This window comes from Streptomyces sp. CNX435 (assembly GCF_059570575.1).
Map to the genome: position 1 here is coordinate 623008 of NZ_JCANTA010000001.1, position 13544 is coordinate 636551.

Below are 13544 nucleotides of genomic sequence, written 5' to 3' on the forward strand. Positions count from 1 at the left end.
CATGCGCTTCCGGCACCCCGACGGCTCCCTCGTCCACCTCGCCTACTGCACCAACGTGCACCCCGCCGAAGACCTCGACGGGGTGATGGCGCAGCTGCGCGACCACGCCGAGCCGGTGCGCCGCCGGCTCGGCCGCGACCGGCTGGGCATCGGCCTGTGGCTCGCGCGCGACGCCGTACGCACCCTCGGCTCCGACCCCGCCGCGCTGCGGCGGCTCAAGAAGGAACTCGACGACCGCGGCTTGGAGGCCGTGACCCTCAACGGCTTCCCCTACCAGGGGTTCGGCGACCAGGTCGTCAAGTACCGCGTCTACCGCCCCGACTGGACCGAGCCCGAGCGGCTCGACCACACCGTCGAGCTGGCCCGGCTGCTCGCCGTGCTGCTGCCCGACGACGTCACCGAGGGCACCATCTCCACCCTCCCGCTCGCCTGGCGCACCGACTTCGACGCCGCCGCCCGCAAGGCGTCGCTGACGGCGCTGGGCACCCTGGCCGCGCGCCTCGACGCCATCGAGGAGCTGACCGGCCGCTCCATCCGCGTCGGTCTGGAGCCGGAGCCCGGCTGCACGGTCGAGACCACCGCCGACGCGGTCGCCGCGCTCACCGCGGAGGGCGCGCCGCCCGCCGAACGCATCGGCGTCTGCGTCGACACCTGCCACCTGGCCACCTCCTTCGAGGACCCGGCCACCGCCATCGCCGGCATCACCGGCGCCGGCCTGCCCATCGTCAAGTCCCAGCTGTCGGCGGCGCTGCTGGCGGACCGTCCCGCGGAGCCCGGCGTACGGACCGCGCTCGCCGCCTTCGCGGAGCCGCGGTTCCTGCACCAGACCCGTATCCGCGCCGCCGACGGCACCGTACGCGCCACCGACGACCTCGACGAGGCCCTGGCCGGCGGCCTCCCCGACGACGGCCCCTGGCGCGCCCACTTCCACGTGCCGCTGCACGCCCCGCTGGAGCCGCCGCTGAAAGCGACGACGCCGGTGCTCGAAGAGACGCTGGCGCGCCTCGTCGGCGGTCCCGCGCCGCTGACGCGGCACCTGGAAGTGGAGACGTACACCTGGCAGGCGCTGCCCCCCCACCTGCGACCGCGCAGCCGCGCCCAGCTCGCCGACGGCATCGCCGCCGAGCTGACCGTCGCCCGCGACCTGATCACCTCGCTCGGCCTGAAGGAGCTGCCATGACGCCCCCGAAGCGGCTGGTCGTCGTCGACGTCGTCGGCCTCACGCCGCGTCTCCTCGACCACATGCCGAACCTGCGCGCGCTGGCCGACGCCGGCTCGAACAGCGCGCTGACGCCGCCGCTGCCCGCCGTCACCTGCACCGTGCAGTCGACGATCCTCACCGGCGAGCCGCCGGCGGAGCACGGGATCGTCGCCAACGGCTGGTACTTCCGCGAGCTGGGCGAGATCTTCTTGTGGCGCCAGCACAACGCGCTCGTCGGCGGCGAAAAGCTGTGGGACGCCGCCCGGCGCGCGTACCCCGGCTACACCGTGGCCAACGTCTGCTGGTGGTACGCGATGGGCATGGACACCGACTACATCGTCACCCCGCGCCCGATCTACTACGCCGACGGCCGCAAGGAGCCCGACTGCTACACCCGGCCGCCGGAGCTGCACGACGAACTGACCGCCGCCTTCGGCACGTTCCCCCTGTTCAACTACTGGGGGCCCACGGCGAGCATCGCCTCCTCGCAGTGGATCATCGACGCCTCGCGGCACATCCTCGACGCGTACAGCCCCGACCTCACCCTCGTCTACCTCCCGCACCTCGACTATGACCTGCAGCGCTACGGCCCCGACGACCCGCGCTCGCACGCCGCCGCGCGCGAGCTGGACGACGCGCTGGCGCCGCTGCTGGCGGACGCGCGGGCGGCGGACGCGGAGACCGTGGTGCTGTCGGAGTACGGCATCACGCAGGCGTCGAAGCCCGTGGACGTCAACCGCGCGCTGCGCAAGGCCGGGCTGCTGGAGGTCTACACCCAGGACGGGATGGAGTACCTCGACCCGTGGGCGTCGCGCGCCTTCGCGGTCTCGGACCACCAGATCGCCCACGTCTACGTCCGCGACCCCGCCGACACCGAGGCCACCCGGGAGATCCTCACCCGGCTGCCCGGCGTCGCCGACGTGCTCTCCGACACCGGCAAGAAGGCCCACGGCCTGGACCACCCGCGCGCCGGCGAGCTGGTCGCGGTGGCGGATCCGGAGGCCTGGTTCACGTACTACTACTGGCTCGACGACGACCGCGCCCCGGACTTCGCCCAGCTCGTCGAGATCCACCGCAAACCCGGCTACGACCCCGCCGAGCTGTTCATGGACCCCACCGACCCGTACGTACGCCTGCGTGCCGTCTCCGCGATCGCCCGTAAGAAGGCCGGGATGCGCTACCGCCTGGCCGTCGTCCCGCTCGACCCCGCCCCGGTGCGCGGCAGCCACGGCCGCCTCCCGGACGACGAGCGCGACGGCCCGGTGCTGATCACCACCCGGCCGGGGGCGACCTCGGGTCCCGTACCGGCGACCGACGTGAAGTCCCTGCTGCTGTCGCTAGCCGGCCTCGACTAGCTCATCCCCGTCCAAGGAGCAATGCCATGTCCACCAGACCCAGCGAAGAACTGGACCACGCCCTCAACAGACGCAGATTCCTCGGCGTGGCCGCCGGCACCACCGCGGCGGCCGTCGCCGGCGCGGCGGCTGCCCCGAGCGCCGCGGCGACGCCGCACGGCGGTGGCCGGCCCGCGGTCCCGCGGGGCCGGCTGGGCATCCAGCTGTACACCCTCCGCGACCAGGTCGGCACGGTCGGCTTCGGCAAGGTCTTCGACGCCTTGGAGCGCTACGGCTACGACCAGGTCGAGTACGCCGGCTACACCCAGGGCAACGGCCCCATCACCCTGCCCCGGCTGCGCCGCCTGGCCCGCGACCACGGACTGCGCGCCATCGGCAGCCACGTCTCGTACCACGTCGACGACCCCGCGGGCTACTCCTTCGCCACCAGCCTGGAGCAGGTCCTCGACGACGCCGAGGCCCTGGACCTGCCGTACGTCGGCACCTGGGACGGCCCGTTCCGTTACGGCAACACGGTCGACGGGGTCAAGCGCGCCGCGGCCGAGTTCAACGACTACGGCGCGGCGGCCCGGCGCCGCGGCATACGGTTCTACACCCACAACCACGGCAACGAGTTCGGCTTCTGCACCGACGACCCGTCGGTCCGCATCTACGACCTGATGCTCGCCGAGACCGACCCGGACCTGGTGTACCTGGAGATGGACATCTACTGGGCCTACACCGGAGTCCACCGCTTCAGCGCCCGCCCGGACGGCACCCCGGCGCCGTTCGACCCGCTGGACTACGTCACGGCCGACCCGCGGCGCTTCCCGCTGTTCCACGTCAAGGACGGCGAGCACGACGAGGCATCCCAGGACGGCTACCACATGGTCGACGTGGGCGACGGCGACATCGACTACGAGCGCTTCATCGGCACCGTCACCCGCGGCCGGTACCGCACGTACCACAACTGGCTCGTCGAGCGCGACGACGCGGTGGACCCGGCCACGAACCCGGCCGGCTCCTTCACCACCGCCCGCCGCTCCGCACACCACCTCCACCACCTCCACGCCTGACCCACCCCACCCGACCGCCCCCAACCCCCCGGCCCGCCGCCCCACCGGCGGGCCGGGGCCACGACGGTCACAGAATGAGACCTCTACTCGCGCTCCGTGCCTGAATACCGGTGCGAGCAGCCCCCGAATCCTTGATATCGTGGGGGTTGCCCCGCGGCCCTCTGCCGCGGCACGGCAATCCGGTCCGGGTGGCGGAATGGCAGACGCGCTAGCTTGAGGTGCTAGTGCCCGTAAAGGGCGTGGGGGTTCAAGTCCCCCCTCGGACACATAATTACCCCGCGATCATCGGTTCGCGGGCAGGCGCCATTGGCACCCGGCTCTCACCTGGAGTGAGGGACGGGTGCATTTTGTCTTTCCGTCCCTGGCGGTGGAGGGGCGCTAGGTCAGCCGATACGGATCCTTTCTCTCGTCGGGGTGCCGGCGGTGAGGGTCTGGTCCGCCGGGTCGTAGGCCAACGTCACGCTCTCGGCCCGCGGCCGGGCGGCTGCCGCTTCGGGGGCGGTCGGCTCGTCGCCTGGGGTGAGGCGGAGCAGCAGGGCGGGCAGGTGGGCCAGGATGCGGTCCTCGCGGAGGTAGGTGCTGCGGGGCAGGTCCGTGCCGGGGCCGGTGGCGCTGGTGCGGCCGTGGCGGCAGCGGTAGGCCGGGCGATCGTGAGACCAGCAGGAGTCCATCCGCCGCCCGCACACCCCGCCAGCCACACGGGGAGCCGTATAGCATGCTCGGCGCCGTCCGGCCCTGGCAGCTTGTCACCTGACCTGGTGGCCTGATGGAGATCGCCCAGCTTCTGAGTGAGGCCGCCTGGCGACGTCGGGCCGGGGCGGCCAGCTTCCCGACAGGCGGCGATCGACTGGGCGGTGACCAGGTCGAGAGCGGGCACGAGGACTAAGACTCGGCCGCGGGATCCGGCGGGCTTCTGCGGCGGCTATGGGGGTTTCTCTTCGAGGCGGCCGTCCGCGCCGGTGAGCAGGCGCGCGCGACCGCCGCGCTGGAGCTGCTCGGCTCCCGGGCGCGCGCCAGCGGCACTCAGTGGGCGCTGACGAGCACCGGGCCGGCCGCCGAGGCGTACTACCGCGAGGCGGTCCAGCGGCTCGGCCGCTGCCGGATGGTCACCCATCTCGCCCGCGCGCACCTGGTCTACGGCGAGTGGCTGCGCCGCGAACGCCGCCGCCAGGACGCGCTGGAGCACCTGCACACCGCCCACGGGCTGCTGTCCGGCATGGGCGCCGGGGCGTACGCCGCCCGCGCCGCCCGCGAGTTACGCGCCGCCGGCGAGCAGCCCCGCCGGCCGGCCGACCACCCGGCCGACGCGCTCACCCCCCACGAGCTGCACGTCGCGCGGCTGGTGGCCATCGGGGCGACCTCCAAGGAGGTCGGCGCGCAGCCCTTTCTGAGCCCCCGCACCATCGACGCGCACCTGCGCAGCATCTTCCGCAAGCTCGGCATCACCTCCGCCGCCAGCTCCGGAACCTGCGGCTTCTCTGACTCCTCAACCGCCGTGCACCCGGCGGAGATAGGCGAGTTTCGCAGATGCGACCGCGGTGCGGCGTTGTGAGCGTGGACCGCGTCCCGGGACAACCGGGCCGTACACCATCCTTGGGGGAGAACGTCTTGAGAGAAGAGTTGTCCACCGCGACCGCTCAGGCCGCGCGATCGTCCCGACCGCGCCCTCGTGCGCGGCTGCGCCGCCGGGGTTCCGCGCTGTTCGCGGTGGCGGTCGTGACCGCGCTCGTCGCGGCGGTCACCCTCGTCACAGTCCTGAACCCGGCCATTCCGTCCGCCAGCGCCCAGCCGGCCTTCACGTACTCGTCGAGCTGGAACATGAACGGCGAGATGGGGGGCCCGGGCCAGGCGCCCGGGACCGGCGTGGTGCGCCCGGAGAGCCGCTGGGTGGCGGACCTCCGGCCGGAGCTGACGCGGGGCGCGCATCTGATCGCCGTCCAGGAGGCGGGCACCCGGCCGCCGCCGCAGTCGGCAGAGACCCGGTCGTGGGCCAACGGCGCGGTCACGGAGAACGCCTGGAACGCCGGCACCGACCGAGTGGCTCACGCGAACGTCTACTTCGCTGACGTGGGCCAGCAGCGCAACGGCCTGGCCATCGTCACCCGGGAGGCCGCGGACGATGCCGTGCTGCTCCCCGTGCGCAACCACCCGACGCCCGACCGACGCTCGGCGTGCGGTTCGGTGTCATCTGGTACTTCACCGCGCACGCGCCGTCCGGCCGCGGTCGCAGTGCCGACGACGTCGTAGACACGGCCAACCAGTTCATGGCGAACCGGCCGGGCACCGAGCGCCACCGTGTCCTGGCCGACTTCAACGAGAACCCGGCCAACATGCCGGTGCAGTACCACCGGCACATCGTGCGCTCGAACCAGCCCACTCACCAGGGCGGCGAGGAACTCGACTGGGCCTATTACGGCGACGCTGACCAGCGCACCGTCCAGGTCGAGCGACAGGGGCTCGGCTCCGACCACTGGATGCTGCGCTTCTTCATGCTCCCGGGCTGCGGCCCCCGGCCGATGGCCGCGAGGGCCGCGGAACCGCCGGGCGCCGCTGAACCGCGGGGCGCCGCCGCGGAGCCGGACTGCGACGCACCGGTGCCCGGCCCTACGTGCCTCATCCACTCTTGGTACCTCAACGACGCCGTCATCACGCGCGCCGCGTCGTACCGGACGGAAGGGCCGACCGTGACGCCTGTGGAGGACGGCAGCAACAGGATCACGCAGCCAGGTGCTGCAGGTGCGCTTCAGCTCCGAGCCCGGCCGGTACCTCCTCACCTTCGTCACCAGCGAATGCATCGGGCGCAGCGCCGACGACTCGGTCTACATCACCCCGCGGTGCGACCCCCGGCGACGAGAGCAAGCAGTGGGAGTTCCGGGAGGGCCGGATCCACTCCCCCCACCTCGGGCCGGAGCTGCAGCCGAGCCCGGACGCGGTGTGGGAGCCCATGCGGGTGGAGACCAGGTTCTACCAGTGGCGGTGGGAGCGGTTCGACATGCCGCCCCGCGACGGCGGGGCGGACCACGACGAGCCGAGGAGGCGAGACCTCGTCGAAACCGGGGAGACACAGCCGGACCAGGGCGTCGACACCGGCGTCGGCGAGAGCGAGGACACCCCCGGCACGAGCACGGATGCGGAGGAGTCCCCCACCGGGGCGGAGCCGGTGCATCCGGGCGCTGGCGCCGGCGAACAGCAGCCGGCGGCCGGGCCGTAAGGGAGCCGGCCGGCGACGGCGCACGGGCCGGCCGTGTCCTCCGTACCCCGGAGGGCACGGCCGGCCCCGCCCCCGCCCCCGGCCGGGCCCGGTCACTGCAGCAGCTGGTCGACGACGCCCGGGAGATCCAGGCCATCACCGACGAATAGCCGTCCACGCCCTGGACCGCACGCTGCCCGCCCTGTCCGTCGACCCCGCACTCGGTACCCCGATCCCCGCCACCCACCCCGAACTACGCGAGTACGCCGACGACGTCGACGACATCCGCGTCATCTACTACGTCACCGCGCTGCGCACCGTCATCGTCGTCGCCTACGTCGGGTACTGACCAGGTGCCGGTTGCGTGCCGCTGAAGGAGTGCGAACGCCGGCTGGCGGAAGGGTAGCCACGCGGCGGGCCGGGGAAGGGCCCGCCCGTCGCGGGCATGCCTTGAGCATCTGCAGGATCTGGTCGACGCCCCGGCTGCCACGACACGGGGTGCCGGCTACGTTCCGTGCGCCGCCGAAGGGAACCGCGGCTGGTCTTCGGGGAGCAGTGGCCCGCCTCGCCGGCCGCGTCCATCTGGCGGGTTACGGCGGGAGCGATCACGGCGTCCGGTCTAGATTGGCAGCAGGCTGGCAGTCTCTCCGGGGGGTGAAAGGGCTGGTAGAGGCCTGTGACCTCGCAGATCGACTACAAGGCGCTGTTCATGGCCGTGCCCAACGCGAACCTGGTGCTGCGCCCCGATCTGGTGATCGTCGACGTCAACGAGGCGTACCTGCAGGTGACCGGCCGGAGCCGGGAAGACCTGATCGGCCAGTACCTGTTCGACGCCTTCCCGCGCAATCCGGCGGACCCGCACGCCACCGGGATGCGGGACCTGGACGCCTCGCTGCACCGGGCCCTGCGCACGAAGAGGCCGGACACCATGGCGCTGACGAAGTACGACATCCCCTGCCCCGGCCGGCCGGGGACGTTCGAGGAGCGGTGGTGGTCTCCGATCAACACCCCCGTCCTCGGGCCGGACGGGCAGGTCGCGTGGATCATCCACCGGGTCGAGGACGTGACCCCGTTCATCCTGGCCCGTGCGGCTCAGTCCGCCGCCGACGACGCCCAGGACCGCGCCCTCAGCGAACAGGAGGCGATGGACGCCGAACTGTACGTGCGGGCACGAGAGCTGCAGCGGCTCAACGAGGAACTGCGCCGTGCCCACGCCAGGGAACGGCAGGTTGCCGTGACCTTGCAGGAGACCATGCTCCGTTCACCGGACCTGGCACACCACCAGCACATCACCGTGCGCTACCTGCCCGCCTCCGGCTCCCTGAACGTGTGCGGCGACTGGTACGACGTGATCGACCTCCCGGACAACGGCTTCGCCGTCGCCGTCGGCGACGTCGTCGGGCACGGCCTTCAAGCCGCGGCCACCATGGGCATGCTGCGCAGCGCACTGTCCGCCGGGGTCCGGGCACTGCGCGAACCGGGCAAGGCACTGGATCTCCTGGACCTGTACTCCTACGCCGTGGAAGGAGCGCTGGCCACCACCGCCGTCAAGGCCGTCATCGACCCCGCCGGCCACCGGATCACTTACAGTAGCGCCGGCCACCTCCCGCCGATCCTGCTCCATCCCGACGGCACCTGCGATCTGCTGGACAGGGCCACCGACCCGCCGCTGGGCACACGCCCCCGGCACATCCCGCGACCCCACGCCAGCCTGCCCTACCGCACCGGCGACACCCTCGTCCTGTACACCGACGGGCTCATCGAGCGACGCGGCGAAGACATCGACGCCGGCCTGCACCGGCTGACAGACACACTCGCCCGCTACAGCACCGCCGCCACCGAACGCCTCGCCGACACTCTGCTCGCCCGCCTCGGCGTAGCCGGCGGCGCCCGTGACGACATCGCCCTGATCATCGTCCGCCTGTGAGGGGTAGGTCACGGACGCCGACGACGGCGTTACTCCGCCAGCAGCAGCTCCGCGGCCCCGAACTGCTGCCCTGCCGGTGGCCGCAGACGGCCGCCACGGCATCCATCCCGACTCTGCGGTCCCGAATGCCATTGACGGCCAGCACGTCCTGCCAGACGAGGTCACTGGCTTCGGCTCGGCGGTGTAGCCGCCGCCCGATCGGGGACGTCACCCGCAACGATGAACCTGCGATCAGCGCCGCTTCGATCTCCTCCGGCGCGAAACGGATCGGCCCTCATCCCGCTCACCGTGGCAGAGATAGGGCGACTCCTGGACGCTCTCCTACCCCACCACCGAGCCGCCCACGATCCCGTCACTCACGCACTGAACTGGTCGGCCTGGCGAAGACGCCGCCAGGCCATCGCCCGCCACTGCCACTACCGAAGTCACAGCTCAGGACACGAACCGCTGCTGGAGTACTACGGCGCGACCCGCTCTGCCCAGGTCGGGCCGTAGTGCTCCTCGAAGACACGGCGCACCATGGTGGCGACCTCGGGTGGTGCGACCGCGAGCGAGCCCGCGTTATGCGGAGGCTGGGGGTCGTACTCGATGGCGAGCTGGATGGACTGCGCGTATGCCGGTCCCTCAAGCTTCTCGGCGAGTATGAGGGCCATGTCGATGCCGGACGAGACGCCGGCCGAGGTGATCACCCGGTCGTGCACCACGACGCGCTCGGCCGTCGGCGTCGCCCCGAAGACAGCCAGGCTCTCCAGCTCGTACCAGTGCGTCGTCGCGGGCACGCCGCGGAGCAGGCCCGCGGCGCCGAGGACCAGAGAACCGGTGCAGACTGAGGTCGTCCACCGGGTCGTCTCGTGCGCGGTGCGGACCCAGGAGAGCACGTCCTCGTCCTCCAGTAGGCCCTGAGTCGAGCTGCCGCCCGCGACGACAACGATGTCCGGCTCGGTGAACTCGGCGAGCGGCAACGACGGCAGGGCGAACCGTGTCTGGTCGGCGACGACCATCCCGCCCGTGGCGGAGACGAAGGCGATGTCGACGTCCGGGAGACGGCACAGGACCTCGAACGGGCCCGTCGCGTCGAGTGAGGTGAAGCCTTCGTAGAGCACGATCGCGATGCGCATGGAAAACCTCTCGAAGTTGATCGAATGTTCGACTAAAGTCTAAGCTCGTGAAGAGGCTGAGAACCATAGTTGCCGACGTTGCGGTGATCGGAGCCGGCGCGGCCGGTTCGCTGGTCGCCCGGAAGGTGCTGGACGCCGGTGGCGGCACGGTCGTCCTGGTCGAGGCAGGCCCTGACTACGGGGCACGTGTGTCCGGCCTGTGGCCGACAGACCTGCTGAATGCCGATACCCTCCCGACCAGCCACGACTGGGGTTACTCCGGGCCTGGGCACGGCGGGACCTGGCACTTTGGCCGTGCCAAGGTGATCGGCGGCTGCACCGCGCACAACGGCTGTTCCCAGACGAGCGGCCTGCGCGCGGACTACGAGGCGCTCGGCATCGCCTGGGGACACGGTGAGCTGGACGCCCGGGTTCGCGACTCGTTGGACGTCGGCCGTGCGACGGTCCCGCGCGACGCCGAGCTGACTCCGTTCCAGTCGGCGCTGATCGACGCTTTCGACGAGGTGGGTGTCCCGCGCACTGACGACCTGGCCGACCTGGACGGACGCTCCGGCTGTGGCCCGGCGCCGATGAACTCACCGGGAGGCGTGCGCTGGAACAACGCCTTCACCTACCTCGACGAGGTCCGCGGCAGCGAGCGGCTCGAGATCCTGGCCGGCGCCACCGTCGACCGGCTCATCCTGAACGGCACCACCGCGGTGGCCGCCCTCTGTGTGGACGAAGCCGGGAAGCCGGAGATGGTGCGAGCGGCCGTGTTCGTGCTCTGCGCGGGTGCCTACGGCAGCCCGGAGATACTGCTCCGCAGCGGGATCGGGCCCGCGGACGACCTGGCGGACCTCGGCATCGGTGTGGCCGTCGACCTTCCGGGGGTCGGGGCGAACCTGCACGACCATCCGACGGTCGAGGTGCGGTTCGAGGCCAGTGCCGCGCTGGTGCGGGACATGGCGGCGTTCGAGGCCGAACGCCGTGCGCCCGACGAGCAGGTGATCGGCAAAGTGGACAGCGGTGCCGGCACCGGTCCGTACGACCTGCATGTCTTCCCGTACACCGACCATGCCGGCGATCGTCTCGAGTGCGTCCTTCCGGCCGGTGCGGTCGTGCCGCGGTCTCGTGGCCGACTCCGGCTGCGGAGCACGGACCCGGCGGTGCGCTCCCACCTGGAGCACGCCTATATGACCGACCCGGCAGGGACCGACGTGGCAACCCTCCGGGCAGGCCTCGATTTCGTCCGTGCCCTGGGCGCGACCACGTCGTTCGCTCCGTTGCTCAACGACCTTGTCGCCGACCGGTCCTCGGGGTCTGACCACACCTTCTTCCACTACTGGCACCCAGCAGGTACCTGTGCCCTCGGGATCGACCCGGCGGCCGGGGCCGTCGTCGATGTGCACGGACGCGTGCACGGGACCGAGAACATCCGGGTCGTCGACGCCTCCGTCTTTCCGCAGGTGCCCCGCGCCACGACCCACCTGCCCACCACACTCCTGGCGGACCGGCTCTCCGACGACCTCGTCGGCCGGGCCTTCACTCCACCCCACGGAATCGAGTAACGCGTTGAACTCCATCACCCACATCCGGCACGCGACCGTCCTGGTCGAATTGGACGGTCTGACCGTCCTGGTCGACCCGCTGCTCGGCGAACAGGACGCCTATGACCCGGTCGAGGGCACGACCAACCCCCGCACCTGGCCCCTGGTCGGGCTGCCTATCCCCGCGGAGGAGGTCGTCGCGCGCGCGGACGCGGTGGTCTTCACACACACCCACGTCGACCACATCGACGACGTGGCCGTGACACTGATCGCGGCGGCCGGAATCCCGGTCTTCTGCCAGCCTGAGGACCAGACTGAGCTGTGCGAGCGCGGCGCGGGCGACGTTCGGCCGGTCGAGGCCGAGGCACGTCTGGGGCACGTCACCCTCGTGCGCACCGGTGGCCAGCACGGTACCGGCGAGACCGCGAACCTGATGGGACCGGTGTCCGGGTACGTGCTCAGCGTCGGCGAGGACAGCGTGTACGTCGCCGGCGACACGGTCTGGTGCGAGGAGGTTCACACCGCCCTCGGCGGCCACCAGCCGCGGGTCACCGTGGTCAACAGCGGCGAGGCCCGGATGGAATACGGGGACCCGATCACCATGTCGGCTGCGGACGTCATCCAGGTTGCCACCGCGATGCCCGAGACCGTAGTGGTCGCCGTCCACCTGGAGGCGCTGAACCACTGCGGTCTCGGGCGCGGCGAGTTGCTGGCTGCGACGGAGCGTGCCGGTGTGACCGTGCACGTCCCTGCCGACGGCCAGCGACTCGAGTTCAGTGCAATCGCGAGGTAGGACGCAGCCCGAAGTGGAGCCTGACGGCGTCGAGCGACTCCTGTCGCTCGACGCCGTACAGGTCCTCGGGTGCCGGGATCTCCGCGCCGACCACGTCCGAGAGCCAGGCGGTGTCCAGGCCGAAGCCGTCCTGGCCATGGTCCACGGACCCGGTGCCGGTCAGGTTCGAGGAGAAGATCCCAGCGGCCGAACGGGGCAGGAAGTCCTCGTAGACGATCGGCGCGACCGTGACCAGGTTGCGCCGCAGCAAGGTCTCCAAGTCGGCTTCGTTCGGACCGCTCGGCGCCGCTCCCCGGGTGATCTCGTAGGTGAAGAACGCGAGGTCCTGGGCGTGCCAGTCGGTCTCCGAGATCGGCAGGAGGGCGTTCCACGTGTCCCGGGCCACGGCGGCAGGGTCGGCGTCGGGTCGCGCGGCACGAGCGTCGTCGACCGCAACGGTCACTTCGTCGTACCGCTGCCGGCCGGCGGGCGTCAGGGCGATGCCGCGGGCCTCGACCTCACCGAACCGGACCCGCAGGCTGCTGGTGGTGATGGCTCCGTCGTCCTCGCGGAAGCGTCGTGGCTCAGCGAGGGCCCGGAACGAGGTCTGGCGCAGGAGGACGTCAGGCCCGTTCCACGCGGGAGGTCCCTGGATCGCGTCGATCATCTCGATTCCGCGCACCGACATCGATCGGTACAGGTCGTCTATATCCAGGACCCGTGGCGTCAGGTGGTTGATGTGGGTGCTGCGCACCCCGCCGATGTCCGCCGCGACGCTTGAGACCGCCTCCAGCTCCTCGTACCAGCCGCGGTCGACGGGCTCGCCGGAGAGGGCGAACGAGCCGATCGCGAGGTCGAGGAAGACCTCGGCGTCCGAGTTCCCGAGGCCACCATCCGCGACGGCGCGGTCTGCCAGCGAGAGGAGGTCGTCCCTGAACAGGCGGCGGGTATGGAGAAAGTTCCGCAGCCGGCCCGCGAGATCGGCGCTGAAGAAGCGCCGGTCGCTCACGGCCAGCAGCGAGGTGAAGACCCGGAACGGGTTGGCCGCCAGTTCCTCACGCGAGTGCGGTCGGAACGCTGTCGACACCACCGGGATCGGATGAGGGTGCGCGTCGCGGAGGTCGTAGAAGCCGGTGGGGTGCATCCCCATCGCGCCGAACACGCGGGCCACCTGGGCCAGTTCCTGCGGAGTCCCGACTCGGATGGCGCCGTGCCGCTCGGCAGTGACGCGGTCGATCGAGCCCAGGTGCTGGGCACCCAGCGGGTCCCGGTGCAGGGCCCGTTCGTTGACCTCCTGGGAGACCTCGACGAGCGTCGTGTACGCGGGCACCTCCCGGCCGTACAGGGCGGACAGCCGGTGCGCGAAACGGGCACGCAGCTCGGTCGGTGTCACGTGCCCG

At 71.5% G+C, this 13544-nt stretch carries 12 protein-coding genes and 1 tRNA gene; 10 read left to right on the forward strand and 3 right to left on the reverse strand.

All coding sequences use genetic code 11. The annotated features are described in order from the left end of the window. Window position 1 precedes the first annotated feature (1 nt). The 4 genes from eboE (at window position 2) to T328_RS02640 (ending at window position 3877) form a co-directional block, all read left to right on the forward strand. Window positions 2-1180, forward strand: a complete 1179-nt coding sequence (gene eboE / locus T328_RS02625; protein WP_496494147.1) for a metabolite traffic protein EboE — start codon at window positions 2-4, stop codon at window positions 1178-1180. After that, complete coding sequence (locus tag T328_RS02630) at window positions 1177-2556, forward strand: alkaline phosphatase family protein (RefSeq protein WP_496494148.1); 1380 nt, start codon at window positions 1177-1179, stop codon at window positions 2554-2556. Before eboE ends, T328_RS02630 begins: the two co-directional genes overlap by 4 nt. Before the next feature lie 26 nt (window positions 2557-2582). Beyond that, complete coding sequence (locus T328_RS02635) at window positions 2583-3611, forward strand: sugar phosphate isomerase/epimerase family protein (protein ID WP_496494149.1); 1029 nt, start codon at window positions 2583-2585, stop codon at window positions 3609-3611. A gap of 182 nt (window positions 3612-3793) precedes the next feature. Then, window positions 3794-3877, forward strand: a tRNA-Leu gene (locus T328_RS02640). A 117-nt stretch (window positions 3878-3994) separates the two neighbouring features. Here the strand turns inward: T328_RS02640 and T328_RS02645 are convergent. Next, entirely contained in the window at window positions 3995-4309 is a 315-nt protein-coding gene (locus T328_RS02645; protein ID WP_496494150.1) for a hypothetical protein, read from the reverse strand. Between the two features lie 404 nt (window positions 4310-4713). On the opposite strand from T328_RS02645, the gene T328_RS02650 reads away from it, so the two are divergent. The 4 genes from T328_RS02650 (at window position 4714) to T328_RS02665 (ending at window position 8728) form a co-directional block, all read left to right on the forward strand. Continuing rightward, window positions 4714-5163 carry a helix-turn-helix transcriptional regulator gene (locus tag T328_RS02650; RefSeq protein ID WP_496494151.1) on the forward strand — a complete coding sequence of 150 codons (450 nt, stop codon included), beginning with the start codon at window positions 4714-4716 and terminating at the stop codon, window positions 5161-5163. Window positions 5164-5327: 164 nt separating this feature from the next. Then, the gene (locus T328_RS02655; protein WP_496494152.1) at window positions 5328-5858 is read left to right on the forward strand and encodes an exonuclease/endonuclease/phosphatase family protein; all 531 of its coding nucleotides are present in this window, start codon (window positions 5328-5330) and stop codon (window positions 5856-5858) included. Window positions 5859-6561: 703 nt separating this feature from the next. Then, window positions 6562-6822 (forward strand): hypothetical protein, encoded by a 261-nt coding sequence (locus T328_RS02660; protein WP_496494153.1) that lies wholly within the window; start codon window positions 6562-6564, stop codon window positions 6820-6822. A 655-nt stretch (window positions 6823-7477) separates the two neighbouring features. Then, window positions 7478-8728, forward strand: a complete 1251-nt coding sequence (locus T328_RS02665; protein ID WP_496494154.1) for a PP2C family protein-serine/threonine phosphatase — start codon at window positions 7478-7480, stop codon at window positions 8726-8728. 458 nt (window positions 8729-9186) lie between these two features. Here T328_RS02665 and T328_RS02670 read toward each other — a convergent pair whose 3' ends face one another. Next, on the reverse strand, window positions 9187-9846 hold the full coding sequence (locus T328_RS02670) for a DJ-1/PfpI family protein (RefSeq protein ID WP_496494155.1): 660 nt from the start codon (window positions 9844-9846) through the stop codon (window positions 9187-9189). A 47-nt stretch (window positions 9847-9893) separates the two neighbouring features. Between T328_RS02670 and T328_RS02675 the strand changes: the two genes are divergently transcribed. Next, on the forward strand, window positions 9894-11393 hold the full coding sequence (locus tag T328_RS02675; protein ID WP_496494156.1) for a GMC family oxidoreductase: 1500 nt from the start codon (window positions 9894-9896) through the stop codon (window positions 11391-11393). A gap of 4 nt (window positions 11394-11397) precedes the next feature. After that, window positions 11398-12165: an MBL fold metallo-hydrolase gene (locus T328_RS02680; protein WP_496494157.1), complete on the forward strand. Its 768-nt coding sequence runs from the start codon at window positions 11398-11400 to the stop codon at window positions 12163-12165. Here T328_RS02680 and hglS read toward each other — a convergent pair. Then, a complete protein-coding gene (gene hglS / locus T328_RS02685; protein ID WP_496494158.1) occupies window positions 12146-13537 on the reverse strand; it encodes a 2-oxoadipate dioxygenase/decarboxylase in 1392 nt (463 codons plus the stop codon). The genes T328_RS02680 and hglS overlap by 20 nt on opposite strands. Window positions 13538-13544 lie beyond the last annotated feature (7 nt).

Bases quoted from the DNA above. Each gene is read 5' to 3' on its own strand.
- T328_RS02630 (WP_496494148.1), top strand. From the start codon at position 1,177: ATGACGCCCCCGAAGCGGCTGGTCGTCGTCGACGTCGTCGGCCTCACG.
- T328_RS02650 (WP_496494151.1), top strand. From the start codon at position 4,714: ATGGTCACCCATCTCGCCCGCGCGCACCTGGTCTACGGCGAGTGGCTG.
- eboE (WP_496494147.1), top strand. From the start codon at position 2: ATGCGCTTCCGGCACCCCGACGGCTCCCTCGTCCACCTCGCCTACTGC.
- T328_RS02670 (WP_496494155.1), bottom strand. From the start codon at position 9,846: ATGCGCATCGCGATCGTGCTCTACGAAGGCTTCACCTCACTCGACGCG.
- T328_RS02635 (WP_496494149.1), top strand. From the start codon at position 2,583: ATGTCCACCAGACCCAGCGAAGAACTGGACCACGCCCTCAACAGACGC.